Origin of the sequence: Olsenella uli (genome assembly GCF_901212675.1) — a bacterium.
In the GTDB taxonomy this organism is placed as follows: domain Bacteria; phylum Actinomycetota; class Coriobacteriia; order Coriobacteriales; family Atopobiaceae; genus Parolsenella; species Parolsenella uli_B.
The window spans coordinates 17,360-35,334 of sequence record NZ_CAAKOQ010000037.1; the positions used below are offsets into that span (position 1 = coordinate 17,360).

Genomic DNA, 17,975 nt, shown 5'->3' on the forward strand with positions numbered 1-17,975 from the left:
TTCGACGTGAACACCCAGGCCCTCAACATGGCCAAGACCCTCTACCAGCGCGGCGACTGGGCAGGTGCGGCCAATGCGCTCTCCCAGGTCAAGGCTGCCGGCGAGGTGTGCGGCGAGGCCGACCACCTGAGGGGCAACGCCTTCATGAAGCTCGGCATGTTCAATGAGGCGGCCGGCGCCTACGCCGAGGCCCTCGCCGACGTGGGCTACGGCCACGTCGGCGCCCTCAACTGCAACCGCGGCCGAGCCCTCGTGGCCGCCGGCCAGCCCGACGCCGCCGCCCCCTGCTTCGAGGCGGCCGTGGCCGACAAGGGCTACGCCACGCCCTACAAGGCCTACCTCGCGCTCGGCAATCTCTACTCGAGGCGCGGCATGGCCCGCGAGGCCGGCGTCGCCTGGCGCTCGGCAGCCATCGACGAGGCCAACCCGGATCCATCGGGTGCCCTCGTCAAGCTCGGCGGCTGCTTCATGACGCTCGGCCGCCCGGTCGACGCGGTCGAGGCCTACCGCACGGCGCTCGACTTCTCGCCCGAGGGCGGGCAGGGTGCCATCTACGCCGACCTCGGCCTCGCCTACATGGCTGCCAACCGCGTGGCGGAGGCCTCCGACGCCTTCACCCAGGCCATCTCCGACCCCACCTACCACCTCACGCCCGAGCAGCAAACCGCCTTCTCGGCCGCCCAGAAGGCGATGAGCGCCCTCAGCGCCGGCGGCCCCTCCGAGACCGACCAGATGCTCGCGGGCGCGGGCTACGGCGCGGGCGCCGCCCAGCAGCAGGACCCCTTCGCGGCCACTTCGCCGGCCAGCTCGGGCACGCTCGACCCGCTCGACCCGCTCGGCAAGTCCGGCGAGTTCATTCCGAGCCCCGAGGACACGGGCTTCTTCTCCGTTACGGAGGAGGACCTCATGAAGGCCGACAAGGACAAGCGCAAGATGGAGCGCAAGCACAAGAAGCGCGGCCTCAAGGTCTTCCTTGTGCTCCTGCTCATCGTGCTCGTCCTCGCGGCCGGCGCCGTCTTTGCCTACTACCGTGGCTACGGCTGGCCCACGCAGGAGTCCGTCGCGACCGACATGTTCTCCGCCGCCGCGGCCGGCAACGACGTCTCGCCCTACCTCGCCGACGGCATGAGCGACGATACCAAGGCCCAGATCGAGGCCATCTTGCCCAAGGGCGCCACGGCCGAGGTCTCCGGCGTCGACCGCTCCATGACGAGCTCCACAGTCCTCGTGACGGCCACACTCTCTGGAAGCGGCACGCAGTCGTACAAGGTAACGCTCGCGCGCTCGGGCGCCAGCTGGAAGGTCGCGGGCGTCGAGCTCTCCTTCGCCTCCCAGACGGGCACGTCCTCGAGCTCGGGCACGACCACCACGACCGGCACGCTCGCCCCCACCTCTGAGGCCTCGACCGACGCCGTGAGCGCCGCAGCCAACGCGGCGACGAGCCCGTCTGTGAGCTAGGCCGGCCCAAGACACGTTACGTCCGCGCGACGATGCCGCGCATCACGGAAGATAAGGTGCTATGTCGTTCTTTGACTCCATATTCGGCGAGTACGGCGGCGACCTCGCCATCGACCTCGGCACGGCGAACACGCTCGTGTCGGTTCGTGGCGAGGGCATCGTCATCAACGAGCCGTCCGTGGTCGCCATCGACCAGAACGAGGAGCGCGTGCTCGCCGTCGGCGCCGACGCCAAGCGCATGGTCGGCCGCACGCCTGGCTCCATCTCCGCCATCCGCCCGCTCAAGGACGGCGTCATCTCCGACTTCGACGTCACCGAGGTGATGCTTCGCTACTTCATCGAGAAGGCGTCCAAGCGCCGCTACCCGTGGAGCCCGCGTCCGCGCGTCGTCGTCTGCGTGCCCTCCGGCGTCACGAGCGTCGAGAAGCGCGCCGTCTTCGAGGCGACCATCACGGCCGGCGCCCGCCAGGCCTTCCTCATCGAGGAGCCGATGGCGGCCGCCATCGGCTCCAACCTGCCCATCGAGGACCCCACGGGCTCGATGGTGGTCGACATCGGCGGCGGCACCACCGAGGTCGCGGTCATCGCCATGGGCGGCATCGTGGTCTCGCAGTCCATCCGCACGGCGGGCGACGAGTTCGACCAGGTCATCCTCGAGCACGTGCGCGACGCCTACAACCTGTCCATCGGCGAGCGCACGGCCGAGGACATCAAGATCAAGGTGGGCTCCGCAGCGCCCCTCAAGGAGGAGCTCGACGTCGAGGTCAACGGCCGCGACGTCATCAATGGCCTGCCCAAGACCGTCCGCATCGAGAGCGAGGAGATCCGCCGTGCCCTCGACGGCCCGCTCGACCAGGTCACCAAGGCCGTGAAGGACGCCCTTGACGTCACCCCGCCCGACCTTGCGAGCGACCTCATGTACTACGGCATCATGCTCACGGGCGGCGGCGGCCTCTTGCGCGGCCTCGACCAGCGCCTGCGCGAGGAGACGGGCGTGCCCGTCAACGTGAGCCCCACCGCGCTCGAGAACGTGGTCATCGGCTGCGCCAAGGTCCTCGAGGCCAACGCCCTGTCCGGCGGCTTCGTCCAGAGCTCGGGCAAGTAGGGGCAGAGATGGCACAGCGCTTCTCCGCACCCAGCTCTTCATTGGGGCGCGGGTCCTCCTCGGGGGTCCCGCGCTCCCTCATTGTGCTCGTCGTCGTGTCGCTCGTCCTGTGCGTGGTGGGCGTGCGCGAGGGCGAGTCGGGGCCCCTGCACGCGGTCCGCGGCCTCTTCCAGGCCGTTGCCACGCCCGCGCGCGTGGCCGGCTCGTTCGCTGCGTCGCCGGTGAAGGGCATCGGCAACGTCGTGGGCAACCTCACGGCCGACCAGGGCACCCTCTCTGACCTCAAGGCCGAGAACGAGAGCCTGAAGGCCCAGGTGGCCCAGCTCACCGAGGCCCAGAACGACGCGGACACCCTCACGGGGCTCCTCCAGCTCAGGAGCACCTATAACCTCGACTCCACGGCGGCCACCGTCATCTCGCAGTCGACCGACTCGTGGACCTCCACGATCACCATCGACAAGGGCACGACCTCCGGCATCGCCGTGGGCATGCCGGTCACGAGCTCGGGGGGCGTCATCGGCCAGGTGAGCGAGGTGGGGCCCACGAGCGCCACCGTGCGCCTCATCACCGACGAGAGCTCGGGCGTCTCGGCCATGGTGCAGTCGAGCCGCGCCCAGGGCCAGCTCGTGGGTTCGGCCGACGGGTCGGTCCGCCTCACGCTCGTCCGCACCGACCAGCAGGTCTCGGTGGGGGACATGGTCATCACGAGCGGCCTTGGCGGGGCCTATCCCAAGGGCCTGCCTATCGGCACCGTGTCCAACGTCACGAGAAGCAACGGCTCGCTCTACTACGACGTGACGGTCGAGCCCCTCTCGAGCGCGAGCGCTCTCGAGAACGTCCTCGTCATCACGTCCGTCTCGGCAGACCAGCAGGCCACGGCCGACGAGGCCCAGGCCGCCAACGCACAGGACCGCACGAGCGGCACGAGCGCCCAGACGGGCGCCGCCACCGACGCGTCGGCAACCGATGCCGACGCGACGGACGCCGCCCAGACCGACTCGTCCGCAGACTCCGGGAACTAGGAGGGGAGTGCCATGATCGTCAACGACGCGGCCAAGGGCCGTCGCACCTCCGTGGTGCTCGCGGTCGTGCTGGGGCTGCTGCAACTCTCCGTCATCCCCAACGTCGGCATCCTCGGCGGGCGCGCTAACCTCGCACTCGTCTTCGTGGCCTGCGCCTGCCTGGGCGGAGACGCACGGAAGGCCCCGGCCATCGGCTTTGCCGCCGGCCTCTTCTACGACCTCGCGGGCTCGGGCCCCATCGGGCTCATGGCGCTTCTGCTCACCCTCGTGGGCTATGTCTTCGCCGCGTCCGGCAGGAGCCGCGTGGCCGACGACTTCGGCGGCTCGCTCGTGATGTTCGCGCCGCTCGCGGCCGTCGTGGGCGTCGTCTACGCGCTCATGCTGCTCGTGCTCGGCATCTCGCCCTCGTTTGTGGACGCGGTGTTGCTGCGCGCGATCCCGGGGGCAGTGCTCGACTGCGTGGCCCTCTCCATCGTGGCGGCCGTGCTCTCGCGCACCTCGGCGAACTCGGGCGGCCTTGGCGGGGGAGCCCACGGCCGGGGTGGCTACACGCTCAGGAGGGGCCTCTAGCCCATGGGTTCCTCCACGCTCATACTCATCGGAGTCGTCGTGCTCGTCGCGGCGCTCGCGGTCGCGGCCGTGCTCGTGCTCAGCCGCGGAGGCGCGCGCTTTCGCCTCGACATCGGCGGGCAGGCCCCGCGCGCGGCCGGCGGCAACGACACGAGTGCCGAGAACACGTTCAAGGGACGCCTGCGCGGCCTCGGCGTCTTCTCGGGCTCGATCATCGGCATCCTGCTCGCGCGCCTGTTGTCGATGCAGCTCGTCTCGGGCAACGAGTACTCCCAGCAGGCCGACTTCAACCGCACCCGCACGGTGACCTCGGTGGCCCCGCGCGGCCGCATCTTCGACCGCAACGGCGTGGAGCTCGTGGGCAACCGCCCGAGCCTCACCGTGACGGCCCACAACGACGTGGCCTCCGACGACGTGGAGCTGCAGCTGCTCGCCAACCTGCTCGGCATGCCCAAGGTGGCCGCCAAGCGCAAGGTGACCGACTCCTCGCAGGGCGCCCAGAGCGCCCGCACGGTCTCGGTCGACGTCACGCGCGCTACCGTGGCCTTCATTCAGGAGCACGCCGACACCTTCCCCAACGTCCTCATCGAGCAGCGCACCCAGCGCGCCTACCCGCAGGGCGAGGTGGCCTGCCACCTGCTCGGCTACACCGGAACCGTCACGCAGGACCAGATCCGGGCATCGCAGCAGTCGGGGTCGGGCCTTACCTACGAGAGCGGCGACACCACGGGCCAGGCCGGCGTGGAGTACCAGTACGAGGAGGTCCTCCAGGGCGTCCGCGGCGAGCAGACCGTCTACGTGGACGCCAACGGCAACGTCACCGACTACTCCACCTCCGTGCCGCCCGAGGCGGGCTCTGACGTGGAGCTCACGATCGACCTCACCCTCCAGAAGGCCGCCGAGCAGGCTCTGGCAGACGGCATCACCCGCGCCAAGCGTGCCAACCCCACGTGCAACTCGGGCGCGGCCGTGGTCATCGACGTCACGAACGGCGAGGTCCTCGCCATGGCGAGCGCGCCGTCCTTCCGCCCCGAGCTCTTCGTGGGCGGCATCTCGCAGGACGACTGGGATGCCCTCTCGAGCGACGACGCGGGCAACCCCCTCATGAACCGCGTTGTCTCCGGCCAGTTCGTGGCCGCCTCCACCATCAAGCCCCTCACGACCTTCGCCGCTCTCGACCACGGCATCGCCAACGTCGACTCGGGCTTCGTGTGCAGCGGCTGGTGGACGGGCTTTGGCCAGGCTTACGGCAAGTGGTGCTGGAAGCACGACGGCCACGGCGGCATCGACCTCAGGAACGGCATCACCTACTCGTGCGACGTGGTCTTCTACGAGATCGCGAAGGGCTTCTACAACTCCAGCACCCAGGACGGCATGCAGGAGACCTTCCGCAACTGGGGCCTGGGCTCCACCACGGGCGTGGACCTCCCGGGTGAGGCCGCCGGCCGTGTGCCCGACGCCGAGTGGAAGTGGAACTACTTCTCCAACTACTCCGACGCCGACCGCCAATGGCAGGGCGGTGACTACACCAACATCGCCATCGGGCAGGGCGACATCCTCGTGACGCCGCTCCAGATGTGCTCGGTCTACATGGGCATCGCCAACCGCGGCACCGTCTGGACGCCGCACGTGCTCAAGGGCGTACTCGGTCGCGGCGACAACGGCTCGATGCTCGAGTACCAGCCGAGGACCCACGTGACGCCTACCGAGGACCCCTCCTACATGGACCTCGTGCACTCGGGCCTCGAGGGCGTCATCTACGAGGAGAGCGCCTCGATGACGGCCCACTTCACGAACATGACCACGCGAGTGGCCGGCAAGACCGGCACCGGCGAGCACGGCAACACCACGCCCACCGCGTGGTTCTGCGCCTTCGCCCCGGCCGACGACCCCAAGTACGCCATCAGCGCGGTCATCGACAAGGGCGGCTACGGCTCCACCTCCGCCATGTACGTGGTCCGAGACATCCTGGGGGCCATCTTCAACGAGCCGGACACGTCCACCACGAGCGTGAGCGACGGAACGAGGTAGGGAGGAACCATGGCAGAGAACTCGGCCGGCGGCGTCGGCTTCGGAAGCGTCGTCTCGTCGCTGTTCGGCGGGGACGCTGGCAAGCAACCGGGTGCGGCGCACGCCCGCATGCCGGGTCGCGGCGGCATCCTGCACGAGCTCTACTGGCCCGCGCTCATCCCGGCCATCCTGCTCATTGCCTACGGGCTCGTGGTGGTGTGGAGCGCGAGCCTCACCAACTCCGACGCCAACATCGTCAAGCAGTCGGCCGGCGTGGCGCTCGGACTCGTGGGCGCGGCCATCGTGTGGCGCTACGACTACCGCCAGCTCCAGAACATGTCGACGTGGCTGCTTGTGGCCGACGTGGCGCTCATGCTGCTGCCGCGCGTGCCGGGCCTTGCCTACACGGCTAAGGGCATGACGGGCTGGGTGAGGCTCGGGGGCCTGCAGTTCCAGCCCTCCGAGGTGGGCAAGCTCGTGACCATCTTCCTCATGGCCGCGCTCTGCGCCCAGTTCAACGGCCGCATCAAGGACCTGCGCGACTACGTGAAGCTCTGCGGCACGCTGCTCGTGCCGTTCGCGGCCATCATGGCCCAGCCCGACCTCGGCACCGGCCTCATCATCCTCGTGACGGGCGCGGCCATCATCATCTGCGCGGGCGCCAAGCGCGAGTGGGTGATCGTGACGCTCATCGTCTTCGCCCTCGGGTGCGCTCTCATCGTGTTCTGCTCAATGAACTGGGGATTCCCGCTCAAGACCTACCAGCTGAACCGTCTCATGGTCTTTGCCGACCCCAGTCTCGAGAACACCGAGTACGGGTACAACCTGCAGCAGGCTAAGATCGCGGTGGGCTCGGGTGGGCTGCTCGGCAAGGGCCTCACGGCGGCCACGCAGTCGCAGGGCGGTTTTCTGCCCGAGAACCACACCGACTTCATCTTCGCTCGCCTCGCGGAGGAGTTTGGCTTCGTGGGGGCGGTGGGTCTGCTCGGGCTCTACGGGTGGCTCGTCTTCTCGACGCTGCGCCTGGCGCAGAAGCTCGATGCGCCCTACGCCAAGCTCGTGCTCGCGGGCGTCGTGGCCATGTGGAGCTACCAGCTCCTGCAGAACGTGGGCATGTGCATCGGCATCATGCCCATCACGGGCATCCCGCTGCCGTTCGTGAGCTACGGCGCCACGTCGATGGTGGTGCAGGTGACGGCCGTGGGCATCGTACAGTCGGTCTATCTCCACAGGACGAAGTCCGCCTAGGGGGCGAGGCGCGTGGCGCGTTTCTCAGACATACCGTTCTCGCAGGTGCGTGACGCGGCGGAGGGGGCCCGCGCGAGCGAGGCCCGGCGCCGCTCGTGCGTGCGCGTGGCCATCGAGCTCGAGGAGGGCGCCCCGGACGACCTCGCCTTCGCGCTGCGAGACGCCCTCATGCCCGAGACCGCCTCGGGGCTCGTCCACGTGGGACGTGTGCGCAAGGGCGCGGTCCTGCGCGTGAGCCCCGACTGCGACCTCGCCATCGTGGTGGCGGGCACCTCGGGGGCGGCCGCGGGCGTGGCCCGGGCCTTCTCGCGCGTGGGCGTGCCCTGCGCCGTGGTGGTCGAGACGAGCGTCGAGGCGCCCGAGCTCGCGGGCACGCCGGGGGTGGCGCTCGTCTCGGCGGCCTCGCCGGAGGTGCTCCTGCCCAAGCTGGCCTCCTGGATGGCCGACAGCTGTCGCGCCGACGTGGCCCTCGCGGCCAACTTTCCCCTCTGCCGCCGCGCGGTGGCCGAGCGTTGCATTCGCGAGCGGAGCGCCCAGGGGGCGGCGGTCGGGCTCCTGCCGCTCACGGGCGGGGCGGACATGCCCGTGCTCGCCGCCGGCCAGACGCTCATGGCGCTCGACCTCGCCGGCGCCTACGGCCATGGCCCCTCGGCGGACCGTCTCGCCGACGTCGCGGCCGTCATCTTCGCGGGGCTCGCGTCGCGCGCGGTGGCGCGCAGGGTCTCACGGGTGCTTCCGGGCCTCAGCTGGCTCGTGAGGGGCGCCGTGGCCTACGGCGGCACGGCGGCCATCGGCTGGGCGCTCGTCTGCCGCCACGAGGTCCAGGACTTCGTGGAGCGGGGGAGGCTCCAGCCGCCCGCGTGGGTGGCCGCGGCGTTTCATCACGGAAAACACGTCAATGAGGGCCATATTTCCCATTGACGGAGCACGTGTGCAGGCGTAAGATTTCCAGCTGTTGCACTCACCACAGCAATGAAGGGCTCTCACATGTACGCAATCATCTCGACTGGCGGCAAGCAGTACAAGGTTGCCAAGGGCGACGTCATCGACGTCGAGAAGCTCGACGCGCAGCCTGGCGACGAGGTCAAGCTCGACGTCCTTCTGCTCAACGACGGCAAGCAGGTTCTTGTCGACGCCGCGACCCTCGCCAAGAAGAAGGTCACCTGCAAGGTTGTCGATCAGCACAAGGGCGACAAGCAGCTTGTCTTCAAGTTCCAGAAGCGCAAGCGCTACTCCCGCAAGAAGGGTCACCGTCAGAACCTCACCAAGCTCGAGGTCACTGGCATGCCCCGCATCACGTCCGCCGCGGCCAAGACCGCCAGCACGGACGCCGAGTAACACAGGCTCTCAGCTAGATAGATAGGCAGGTAGCAGCATGGCACACAAGAAGGGTCAGGCGAGCTCGCGCAACGGCCGCGACTCCGCCGCTCAGCGCCTCGGCACCAAGATCTTCGGTGGCCAGGCCGTCAAGACCGGTCAGATCATCGTCCGCCAGCGTGGTACGCACATCACGCCGGGCGAGAACGTGGGCCGTGGCAAGGACGACACCCTGTTCGCCCTTGCCGACGGTACCGTCGAGTTCGTGAAGGGCACCAAGCACCGCGTGCACGTCCGCAAGGCTCAGGAGGCCTAAGGCTTCCAGACCCCGCATGGGACTTTCAAGACCCCCGGCCTGCTCTATGATGGCCGGGGGTCTTTTTTCCAGGTATGTATCCCCAGCAAGGAGCGCAGATGTCTCAGTTCACCGATGTCTCGAGGATCAACGTGTGCGGCGGTGACGGCGGAGCCGGCTGCATGTCGTTTCGCCGCGAGGCCTTCGTCCCCAAGGGCGGGCCCGACGGCGGCGACGGCGGCCGTGGCGGCAACGTCATCCTCGAGTGCGACCCGCAGCTCTCGTCGCTCATCGACTACCGCTTCAAGCACCACTTCCGCGCCACTCGTGGCACGCACGGCCAGGGCGCGCGCAAGCATGGCAAGGACGGGGAGGATCTCGTCCTCAAGGTGCCCTCGGGCACGGTGGTGACCGAGCTCGACCACGAGACGCTCGAGCCGCTCTGGCAGATCGCCGACCTCACTCGTCCTGGCGAGCGCGTCGTGGTGGGACCGGGCGGCGTGGGCGGCCGCGGCAACATTCACTTCGTCACGTCGGTGCGCCGCGCCCCGGCCTTCGCCGAGAAGGGCGAGCCGGCCCGCGACCACTGGATCGAGCTCGAGATGAAGCTCATGGCCGACGCCGCCCTCGTGGGCATGCCGAGCGTGGGCAAGAGCTCGCTCATCGCGCGCATGAGCGCCGCGCGTCCCAAGATCGCCGACTATCCCTTCACCACGCTCATCCCCAACCTCGGCGTTGTCAAGGCGGGCGAGGCGGGATCGTTCGTCGTGGCCGACGTGCCCGGCCTTATCGAGGGTGCGAGCGAGGGCAAGGGCCTGGGCCACGAGTTCCTGCGTCACATCGAGCGCACGGCCCTCATCATGCACGTCGTCGACCTCACGGGCGGCTACGAGGACAGGGACGCCGTGGCCGACTACGAGACCATCAACCACGAGCTTGCGGCCTACGCGCCCGAGCTGGCCGAGCGCCCGCAGGTGGTTGTGGCCAACAAGTGCGACATGCCGGGCACGAGCGCCGCGCTCGAGGAGCTTCGCCAGCGCGTGGCCGCGGACGCCCGGCCCTTCTTCGCGGTCTCCGCCGTGACGGGCGCGGGTATCGACGCGCTCGAGGCCTCCTGTGCCGACCTTGTGGCCAAGCTTCGCGCCGACCGCCCGGTTGAGCAGGGCCCGGTGCGCGACGAGCTCTGGGAGAGCCGCCGCGACCGTCGCGACCGTCGCATCCGCATCGACAACCTCGGCGGCGGCGTGTGGCGCGTGAGCGGCACGGCCGTGGAGCGCATGGTCTTCCAGACCGACTGGGACAACGAGGAGGCCGTGGCCTACCTCCAGCACCGCTTCGACCGCATGGGCCTGGACGGCGCGCTGGCCAAGGCCGGCGTGCGCACGGGCGACGAGGTGCGCATCCTGGGCTACGCGCTCGACTATGCGGGCCCCGAGGCCGACACCTACGGTGACCTCACAGACGGCGAGGACGACGAACCGGTGCTTACTGTGGGCGAGATTTCCGAGGCGGCGTCCGACGGCGAGGCGCCTGTCGAGGACGCGGCTTCGGAGGGTGAGGCCGCGGACCCTGGCGACGACGCCGAGGGCAACGGTGCCGCGGAGGCCGGCGAGGCCGATGAGTAGGCTCATCGTCGCGAAGGTGGGGTCGTCCACCCTCATGGGCGAGAACAACGAGCTCGACCTGGCCTTCGTGCGCTCGCTCTGCGCGCAGATCTGCGAGCTCAGGCGCCGTGGCGACCGCGTGGTGCTCGTCTCGAGCGGCGCGGCCGCCGTGGGTCGCTCGATTCTCGGCTTCTCCGAGCGTCCGAGCGACATCCCCACGCTCCAGGCCTGCGCCGCGGCCGGGCAGACCTCGCTCATCGAGCGCTACGCCGAGGTCCTCGCCGACGACGGCGTGGCCTGTGGCCAGGTGCTGCTCACGCGCGGCGACGTGGTGGACCGCACGGGCTACCTCAACGCACGCAACACCTTCGAGTGCCTGCTCGAGCTTGGCGTGGTGCCCATCGTGAACGAGAACGACACGGTGAGCGTGCGCGAGTTCTCCTTTGGCGACAACGATATGCTCGGTGCCATCGTGGCCTCGCTCATCGACGCCGACCTCTACGTGATCCTGTCGGACATCGACGGCCTCTACACGGCAAACCCCGACACGCATCCCGACGCGCGCCTGCTCGAGCGCGTCGAGCGTGTCGACGCCGAGGTCGTTGCCATGGCCGGCGGCGTTGGCAGCACCTTTGGCACGGGCGGCATGGCCACGAAGGTGCGCGCCGGCCGGGCCATGATCGCGGCCGGCATCCCCATGGTCATCTGCCGGGGGAGGGGCGGCGGTGCGCTCGTCAACGCGGTCGACGGCACGGGCCGCTCCACGCGCTTCGAGGGCCCGGCGGGCTCCGGCCACGAGCAGGCGCGCAAGCTCTGGATCGGCCTCGCGGGGGTGTCTCGCGGCTCTGTCACGGTCGACCGGGGTGCGACCAAGGCGCTCGAGCAGGGCGGCGCGTCGCTTCTACCCGTGGGCATCACGAGCGTCGAGGGCGACTTCGACAAGGGTGACGTCGTGAGCGTGCTCGACCCCGACGGGCGGCTCATCGCGCGGGGCGTCACGCGGTACTCTTCGGAGGACCTGTGGAAGGTGCATGGGCTGAGGCTGGACGTGATTGCGCGCTTCTTCCCTGATAGGGCGGACTGCCCGGCCATACACAGGGACGAGCTGCTCGTGTTCTGATGGGTCGCTCCCTGGCGCCCCGCGTCATTTCCCGCTCAGACAGCTTTGCCGCAAAGGGCGCGGCAAAGAACTCGCGGGCAACGACGTGGGGCGCCGGGGCGCTCTGCGGCGGCGTCGCGGCTCGTTCCCGTGTGGCCGGGAGTGCTGGGACCCTTTACCTTCTTGTTCTTCTTGATTGGCTTTCCTTTTTTTGCCTGCCTCTTCTTTGCTGCTCTTTTTTCTTTCTTTCTGGTCTCCCTTTGCTTGCTTTCTGGGTTTCCTTGGTCTTCCTCATGGTCCTTTGCTGCCGCTCGTTTGGGTGCCTCGTTGGGTGGCCTTGCATTGGGTTTGGTGGTGTGGGGTACACTTGAGCCAATGAATGGCGGCAACCTGGGGGATTGAGTATGTCGGAGGCTTTGGAGAAGGCGCGGGTGGCCAAGGCCGCGGCGGTCGTGTTGGCTCAGGCGTCGGCGCAGGAGCGCACGGTGGCCATCGAGTCTGCGGCGGCGGAGGTGGACGCGCGCAGGACCGAGATACTCACGGCCAACGCAGCCGACATGGAGCGTGGTCGCGAGAACGGCATGCCGGCGCCCCTGCTCGACCGTCTCATGCTCGACGACGCCCGCATCGACGGCATCGTCTCGGCCATGCGCGAGGTCGCCTCGCAGGCAGACCCCATCGGCGAGGTCGTGGGCGGCCGCACGCTGGCCTCGGGCATCCGGCTCACGCGCATCCGCGTGCCGCTGGGTGTCGTGGCCATGGTCTACGAGGCGCGCCCCAACGTCACGGCCGACGCCATCTGCCTCACGCTGCGCTCCGGCAATGCCTGCGTGCTGAGGGGCGGCACCGCCGCGCACGACTCCTGCGTGGCCATCGCCGAGGCCTGCCGTGCCGGCATCGCCGCCTCGGGCCTGCCTGCCGACTGCGCCACCCTCATCGAGGACCCCGACCGCTCGGAGACCGTCGAGCTCATGCATGCCAACGGCCTCGTCGACGTGCTCATCCCGCGCGGTGGCCACTCGCTCATCCGCGCCTGCGTCGAGCAGGCCAGCGTGCCGGTCATCCAGACGGGGGAGGGCAACTGCCACGTCTACGTGGAGGCCACGGCCGACCTCGCCATGGCGCTCGACATCATCAAGAACGCCAAGACGCAGCGCCCGGGCGTCTGCAACGCCATCGAGACGGTGCTCGTCGACGCTGCCATGGCCGACGAGTTCCTGCCCGAGCTGGCCCGCGCCTGCGTCGACTGGGGCGTGACACTCCACGCCGACGAGCAGGTGCTCACGGCCTCGCTCGCGGCCGGCCTCAGCGAGGGCGAGCAGGTCGTCGCCGCCACGGAGGCCGACTGGGCCACCGAGTACGGCTCTCTCGACCTCGCCGTGCACGTGGTCTCCGGCACCGACGAGGCCATCGACCACGTCAACCGCTTCACGACACACCACTCCGAGTGCATCGTCACGAGCGACGTTGCGGCCGCCGACGCCTTCCTCGCCCGCGTGGACGCCGCGGCGGTCTACGTCAACGCCTCGACGCGCTTCACGGACGGCGGCATGTTTGGCCTCGGCGCCGAGATCGGCATCTCCACGCAGAAGCTTCACGTGCGCGGTCCCATGGGCGCAAGCGCCCTCACGACCACGAAGTGCCTGCTCAGGGGCAACGGGCAGGTGCGCGCGTGACGTTGGCCAGAACCCCCGATGACCAGCTCGTGCTCACGGCCGAACAGCGGGCCCGGCTCGTGTGCGACCTGCCGCAGCTGGGCCAGGACCCCGGGCGCACCTACAGGCTGGGCGTCATGGGCGGCACCTTCGACCCCATCCACAACGGGCACCTCGTCACGGCCGAGCAGGCCGCCGGAGACCTCGACCTCGACGTCGTGGTCTTCGTGCCTGCGGGAAGCCCCGCCTTCAAGCAGGACCGCCGCGTCTCCTCGCCTGAGGACAGAAACGCCATGACGCTTCTGGCCACGGCCGACAACCCGCACTTCCTCGTGAGCCGCATCGAGGTGGACCGCGAGGGCATCACCTACACGGTCGACACGCTTGAGCTTCTGCGCCAGCACTACCCGGACAACGTCGAGCTCTACTTCATCACGGGCGCCGACGCCATCATCGACATCCTCACCTGGCGAGACGCCGACAGGATCGCGCGGCTCGCACACCTCGTGGGTGCCACGCGCCCGGGCTACGACCTCACGGCCGCCCGCACGCGCATCCTTGACTCCGGGATCGACTTCCAGGTTCACTACCTCGAGGTACCCGCGCTTGCCATCTCGTCGAGCGACCTCAGGGGGCGCGTGGCGCGGGGCCAGTCGCTTCGCTACCTCACGCCCGACTCCGTCTGCGGCCTCATCGAGAAGCGCGGCCTCTACGGTCCGTCGTCCACGCCCTACCTGGCACCCGACTCGCTGGGGCTCATGGGCGGCATGGGAAGGGATGGCAGGAATGGCTAAGACGGAGGGCCTTGCGGGTGCCACGAACGGGGGAGCGACGCTCGCCATCCCCACGGTGTCCGAGCTCTGGCAGGGTGGCGTCCCCGCCTGGATGCCGACCGAGTCCCACGAGCCATTCTCGCCCGACCAGCTCGCGGCCATCGCCCGCTACGAGGCCGACCTCGCCGTCCAGCTCGCGGCCAAGCCGAGGCGCTTTCGCCACTCGCTCTCGGTGGGGCTCACGGCCGAGCGGCTGGCCACGCGCTATGGCGTCGACCCCTACCTGGCGCGCGTGGCCGGCATCCTGCACGACTGGTCGAAGGCCCTGCCGCACGAGGAGCTCGTGCGCCGCTCCCGCGAGCTTGGCATCGACCTTGGCGTCGACTACGCGCTCGTGGAGCCGCTCCTGCATGGCATGGTCGCCGCGCGCGAGCTGCCCAAGCGTTACCCGGGGCTCCCCCACGCCGTCTGGCAGGCGATTGACCGCCACACGCTCGGCAACGCCCACATGAGCCCGCTTGACATGGTGGTCTTCGTGGCCGACGGCATCGAGCCCCTGCGCGGCACCATCCCCGCGCTCGAGCGCCAGCGCGCGCTCGTGGCCACCACGTCGCTCGCCGACCTCTTTTGGGCGAGCTTTGCCGACGGGGTGGGCTACGTCATCTCCACCAGGCGCTACCTCTATCCGGGAACCCTCGACATCTACAACGACATCGTGCTCGCCAGGAGGGCGGGCGCAGAGAAGGAGCATGCATGACGGAAGGCCAGAGCCTGAGCGAGTCCAGCCAAGAGTCCCAGGGCGGCGCGCTGACCGCGGCCACCCTCGAGCCGCCCACGGCGGAAGCCCATGCGGCCGCCGTCGAGTTCGCCCGCGTCGCGGCGCGCGCGGCCGATGCCAAGAAGGCCACCGACGTCGTGGTGCTCGACCTCTCGGGCGTCTCCGACGTGTGCGAGGCCATCGTCGCGGCCACGGTGGCCAACTCGCGCCTTGCCGACTCTGTGGTCGACGAGGTCGAGGCGCGCGTGCGCCTGTCCTTCGGCGTGAGCCCACTTTCCATCGAGGGCCGCTCCGACGGCCGCTGGATCCTCATCGACTACGGCTCCGTCATCGTGCACCTCTTCACGCCCGAGGCGCGCGACTTCTATCGCATCGAGCGGCTCTGGGGTGACGCCCCGCGCATCGAGCTGGGGCTCTAGGCCGCGCGCCCTACACGTCCTCCTTGTGTTGCGGCTGCGTGTTGGTGGTGCTCGAGCGCAGCTTGAGGTCGCGTCCAAAGGCGAGCGCGTCGTCGCCAAAGCGGTCGCGCACCTCGTCGGTGGCCGCGTGGAGCCTGTGCATCGTCTCGCGCCGGCGCTCCACAGCCCGGGCCTCGAAGAGGTCGAGCTGTCGGGGCGGTGCCGGCGCGAAATCCGAGATGCCCACGCCCAGGAGGCGCACGGGCATGCCCTCGTGCCAGAGTTGCCGCAGAAGGCGCCTCGCCACGGGGCCGAAGGTGGCCTCGTCGTCGGTCGGGTCGTCGAGGCGCGCCTGGGCTGTCCGCGAGCTCGTCGCGTCGGTCTTGAGCCGCACGGTCACGGTGCGGCCTGCTCTGCCCTTCCTGCGCAGCCTGCGGCCGACCATTGCCCCCACGGCGTCGAGCGCCGCCATGACGTCGGCCGCGCTCGTGAGGTCCTCGGCAAAGGTGCGCTCGTTGGAGACCGACTTGGCCTCGCGAGGGCGCGCCCGAAAGCCCACGGGCGAGCGCTCGGTCCCGGCTGCGCGCGCCTTGAGCGCGGGGCCCGCCACGCCGAGCGCGCGCATGAGCTCCGCGTCGGAGGCTCTTGCGAGCTGCCCCAGCGTGCGGATGCCCATCCGGGCGAGTCGGCCCTCGGTGGCCTCACCGATCCCGCTCATGGCCCGCACCGGCAGAGGCGCCAGGAACTCGCCCTCGCTTCCCGGCAGCACCACGGTGAGGCCGCGCGGCTTCTCTGCCTCGGAGGCCACCTTGGCCACGCTCTTGCACACCCCGATGCCGATCGAGCAGGTGACGCCCAGCTCGGCCACGCGCCCCTGCACGCGCCGGCAGATCGCGATGGGGCTCTCGCGCGAGTAGCGGCCCGGCGTCACGTCGAAGAACGCCTCGTCGATTGAGACCTGCTCCACGAGCGGCGTCTCGTCGAGGAGTATCGCCATCACCTGGCCGCTCACCTCGCGGTAGCGGTCGAAGTGCCCGTGGGTCCAGATGGCCCCGGGGCACAGGCGCCTCGCCTGTGCGGCCGGCATGGCCGAGTGCACGCCATAGCGCCTGGCCTCGTACGACGCCGTCGAGACGACACCGCGCCGGTCCGCGTCGCCGCCCACGATGACGGGCTTGCCGCGCCACTCGGGATGGTCGAGCTGCTCCACGCTCGCAAAGAACGCGTCAAGGTCGAGAAGCCCCACCGCGCGGCCCTCCCAGGCCACGTCGAGCGGGGCTTCCGTCTCGTCTGGCGGTCGTCCGCCGGCCTGTGTGTCGCGTCGTGCGCCCACTCTGGTCATGCCCCGGCCTTGAGCGGAAGCCTCACGCAGAAGCGGGTGCCGTCGGCCTCGCTGCTCGTGACCGAGATCTTGCCGCCGTGGCTCTCCGCGATGCCCTTGGCGATGGCGAGGCCCAGGCCAAAGCCGCCGGTCGAGCGGGCGCGTGCCTTGTCGGAGCGGTAGAAGCGGTCGAAGACGTGGGGCAGGTCCTTGGCATCGATGGGCGTGCCCTGGTTGGTCACGCTGTACTCGGCGACGGAGCCCTGCCTGGCAAGACGCACCTTCACCTGCGTGCCCGCCGCCGCGTACTTGCAGGCGTTGTCGAGCAACGTCTTCACGAGGCGTTCGAGCTGGTCGGGGTCGCCCATGACGTGCAGGCCCTCGGCCACGTCAGACTCGATGGTGCAGCCGCTCTCGAAGGCCACGGCGTCGAACTGCAGCGCCTCGCCCTCGACGGTGCCCGAGAGGTCCACGTCCACGTCACGCCGGGCAGACCCCGCGCCCTCCTCGGTGCGCGCGAGCTCGAGCAGCCCCTCCACGAGACCCTTCATGCGCTCGGCCTCCTCGGCCGTGCTGTCAATCCAGCGCCTGCTCTCGGCCGGGATGTCGGACTGCTCGCCGCGAAGGATCTGCGTGTTGGCCAGGATGACGGCAAGCGGGGTCTTGAGCTCGTGCGACGCGTCGGCCACGAACTGGTGCTGCTGCTTCCAGGCCTTCTCGACCGGCGCGAGCGCCCAGTGCGAGAGCGCGAAGGTGATGGCGAGCAGAACCAGCATGCCCACCACGGCGAGTTTGATGTCGTTCATGAGCTGGGCCATGCGCGCCGCGTCGACGCTCGAGGTGTCGGCGATGGCAATCCTCCAACCCGAGCTCGTCTGGGTCATCTTCCAGGTGAGGTGGTATGAGCTGAGACGGCCTTCCATCTTGGAGGAGGTCACCGCGTCGGCCATGGCGGCCGCGAGCTCGTCGACATCGATCGAGAACTGCGACTCGTTGGAGCGCAGCACCACGTTGTCGTCCGAGAGGTCGACCCAGAGCACCGGCAGGTGCTCCATGCCCGTGTCCATGCCGTCGTTTCCGGTGGCGGGCCACTCCTTGAGCACGCGGTCGAGCGAGCGGCTCACGAGCTGGTCGAACGAAGACTGCGCGTTGGCCATGCTGATGGCGACCATGCTCAGCATGAGCAGGCCCACGAGCGCCATCACGACGATCACGAAGCGCCGACGGAGCCGCTTGATCATGCCACCCTCGCCGCCGTGCGGGCGGGGCGTTCGTTTGAGGACGAGGGGCTTGAGGGCGAGGGGCAGCCTGAGCCTGCGCAT

Annotated in this window: 17 protein-coding genes; 15 read left to right on the forward strand and 2 right to left on the reverse strand. The window is 69.6% G+C overall.

Translation table 11 applies throughout. The features are described 5' to 3' along the window. Positions 1–6: 6 nt before the first annotated feature. The 15 genes from EFAMC1_RS05225 (at position 7) to rsfS (ending at position 15,353) form a co-directional block, all read left to right on the forward strand. A complete protein-coding gene (locus EFAMC1_RS05225) occupies positions 7–1,458 on the forward strand; it encodes a tetratricopeptide repeat protein (protein WP_154053257.1) in 1,452 nt (483 codons plus the stop codon). A gap of 61 nt (positions 1,459–1,519) precedes the next feature. Next, complete coding sequence (locus tag EFAMC1_RS05230; RefSeq protein ID WP_154053258.1) at positions 1,520–2,563, forward strand: rod shape-determining protein; 1,044 nt, start codon at positions 1,520–1,522, stop codon at positions 2,561–2,563. 8 nt (positions 2,564–2,571) lie between these two features. Then, on the forward strand, positions 2,572–3,585 hold the full coding sequence (mreC, locus tag EFAMC1_RS05235; RefSeq protein ID WP_154053259.1) for a rod shape-determining protein MreC: 1,014 nt from the start codon (positions 2,572–2,574) through the stop codon (positions 3,583–3,585). Positions 3,586–3,597: 12 nt separating this feature from the next. After that, positions 3,598–4,155: a rod shape-determining protein MreD gene (gene mreD / locus EFAMC1_RS05240; protein ID WP_154053260.1), complete on the forward strand. Its 558-nt coding sequence runs from the start codon at positions 3,598–3,600 to the stop codon at positions 4,153–4,155. A gap of 3 nt (positions 4,156–4,158) precedes the next feature. Beyond that, complete coding sequence (gene mrdA, locus EFAMC1_RS05245) at positions 4,159–6,186, forward strand: penicillin-binding protein 2 (protein ID WP_154053261.1); 2,028 nt, start codon at positions 4,159–4,161, stop codon at positions 6,184–6,186. A gap of 9 nt (positions 6,187–6,195) precedes the next feature. Further along, positions 6,196–7,413, forward strand: a complete 1,218-nt coding sequence (locus EFAMC1_RS05250) for an FtsW/RodA/SpoVE family cell cycle protein (protein WP_154053262.1) — start codon at positions 6,196–6,198, stop codon at positions 7,411–7,413. Between the two features lie 12 nt (positions 7,414–7,425). Next, the gene (locus EFAMC1_RS05255) at positions 7,426–8,334 is read left to right on the forward strand and encodes a hypothetical protein (protein ID WP_154053263.1); all 909 of its coding nucleotides are present in this window, start codon (positions 7,426–7,428) and stop codon (positions 8,332–8,334) included. Positions 8,335–8,400: 66 nt separating this feature from the next. Continuing rightward, a complete protein-coding gene (gene rplU / locus EFAMC1_RS05260) occupies positions 8,401–8,751 on the forward strand; it encodes a 50S ribosomal protein L21 (RefSeq protein WP_154053264.1) in 351 nt (116 codons plus the stop codon). 37 nt (positions 8,752–8,788) lie between these two features. Beyond that, positions 8,789–9,046, forward strand: coding sequence for a 50S ribosomal protein L27 (gene rpmA / locus EFAMC1_RS05265; protein ID WP_154053265.1), 258 nt, complete (start codon positions 8,789–8,791; stop codon positions 9,044–9,046). Between the two features lie 98 nt (positions 9,047–9,144). Continuing rightward, positions 9,145–10,650: a GTPase ObgE gene (obgE, locus tag EFAMC1_RS05270; RefSeq protein WP_154053266.1), complete on the forward strand. Its 1,506-nt coding sequence runs from the start codon at positions 9,145–9,147 to the stop codon at positions 10,648–10,650. After that, the gene (gene proB / locus EFAMC1_RS05275; RefSeq protein WP_154053267.1) at positions 10,643–11,749 is read left to right on the forward strand and encodes a glutamate 5-kinase; all 1,107 of its coding nucleotides are present in this window, start codon (positions 10,643–10,645) and stop codon (positions 11,747–11,749) included. Before obgE ends, proB begins: the two co-directional genes overlap by 8 nt. A gap of 383 nt (positions 11,750–12,132) precedes the next feature. Further along, positions 12,133–13,404: a glutamate-5-semialdehyde dehydrogenase gene (locus tag EFAMC1_RS05280; RefSeq protein ID WP_154053268.1), complete on the forward strand. Its 1,272-nt coding sequence runs from the start codon at positions 12,133–12,135 to the stop codon at positions 13,402–13,404. A 59-nt stretch (positions 13,405–13,463) separates the two neighbouring features. Then, the gene (gene nadD / locus EFAMC1_RS05285) at positions 13,464–14,177 is read left to right on the forward strand and encodes a nicotinate-nucleotide adenylyltransferase (RefSeq protein ID WP_261981789.1); all 714 of its coding nucleotides are present in this window, start codon (positions 13,464–13,466) and stop codon (positions 14,175–14,177) included. Next, a complete protein-coding gene (gene yqeK, locus EFAMC1_RS05290; RefSeq protein WP_261981783.1) occupies positions 14,170–14,913 on the forward strand; it encodes a bis(5'-nucleosyl)-tetraphosphatase (symmetrical) YqeK in 744 nt (247 codons plus the stop codon). The genes nadD and yqeK overlap by 8 nt, the downstream gene beginning before the upstream one ends. Further along, positions 14,910–15,353 (forward strand): ribosome silencing factor, encoded by a 444-nt coding sequence (gene rsfS / locus EFAMC1_RS05295; protein ID WP_154053269.1) that lies wholly within the window; start codon positions 14,910–14,912, stop codon positions 15,351–15,353. The genes yqeK and rsfS overlap by 4 nt, the downstream gene beginning before the upstream one ends. A gap of 10 nt (positions 15,354–15,363) precedes the next feature. Here the strand turns inward: rsfS and dinB are convergent, their stop codons facing one another. After that, entirely contained in the window at positions 15,364–16,674 is a 1,311-nt protein-coding gene (gene dinB, locus EFAMC1_RS05300; protein ID WP_154053270.1) for a DNA polymerase IV, read from the reverse strand. Then, the gene (locus tag EFAMC1_RS05305; RefSeq protein ID WP_154053271.1) at positions 16,671–17,975 is read right to left on the reverse strand and encodes a sensor histidine kinase; all 1,305 of its coding nucleotides are present in this window, start codon (positions 17,973–17,975) and stop codon (positions 16,671–16,673) included. Before EFAMC1_RS05305 ends, dinB begins: the two co-directional genes overlap by 4 nt.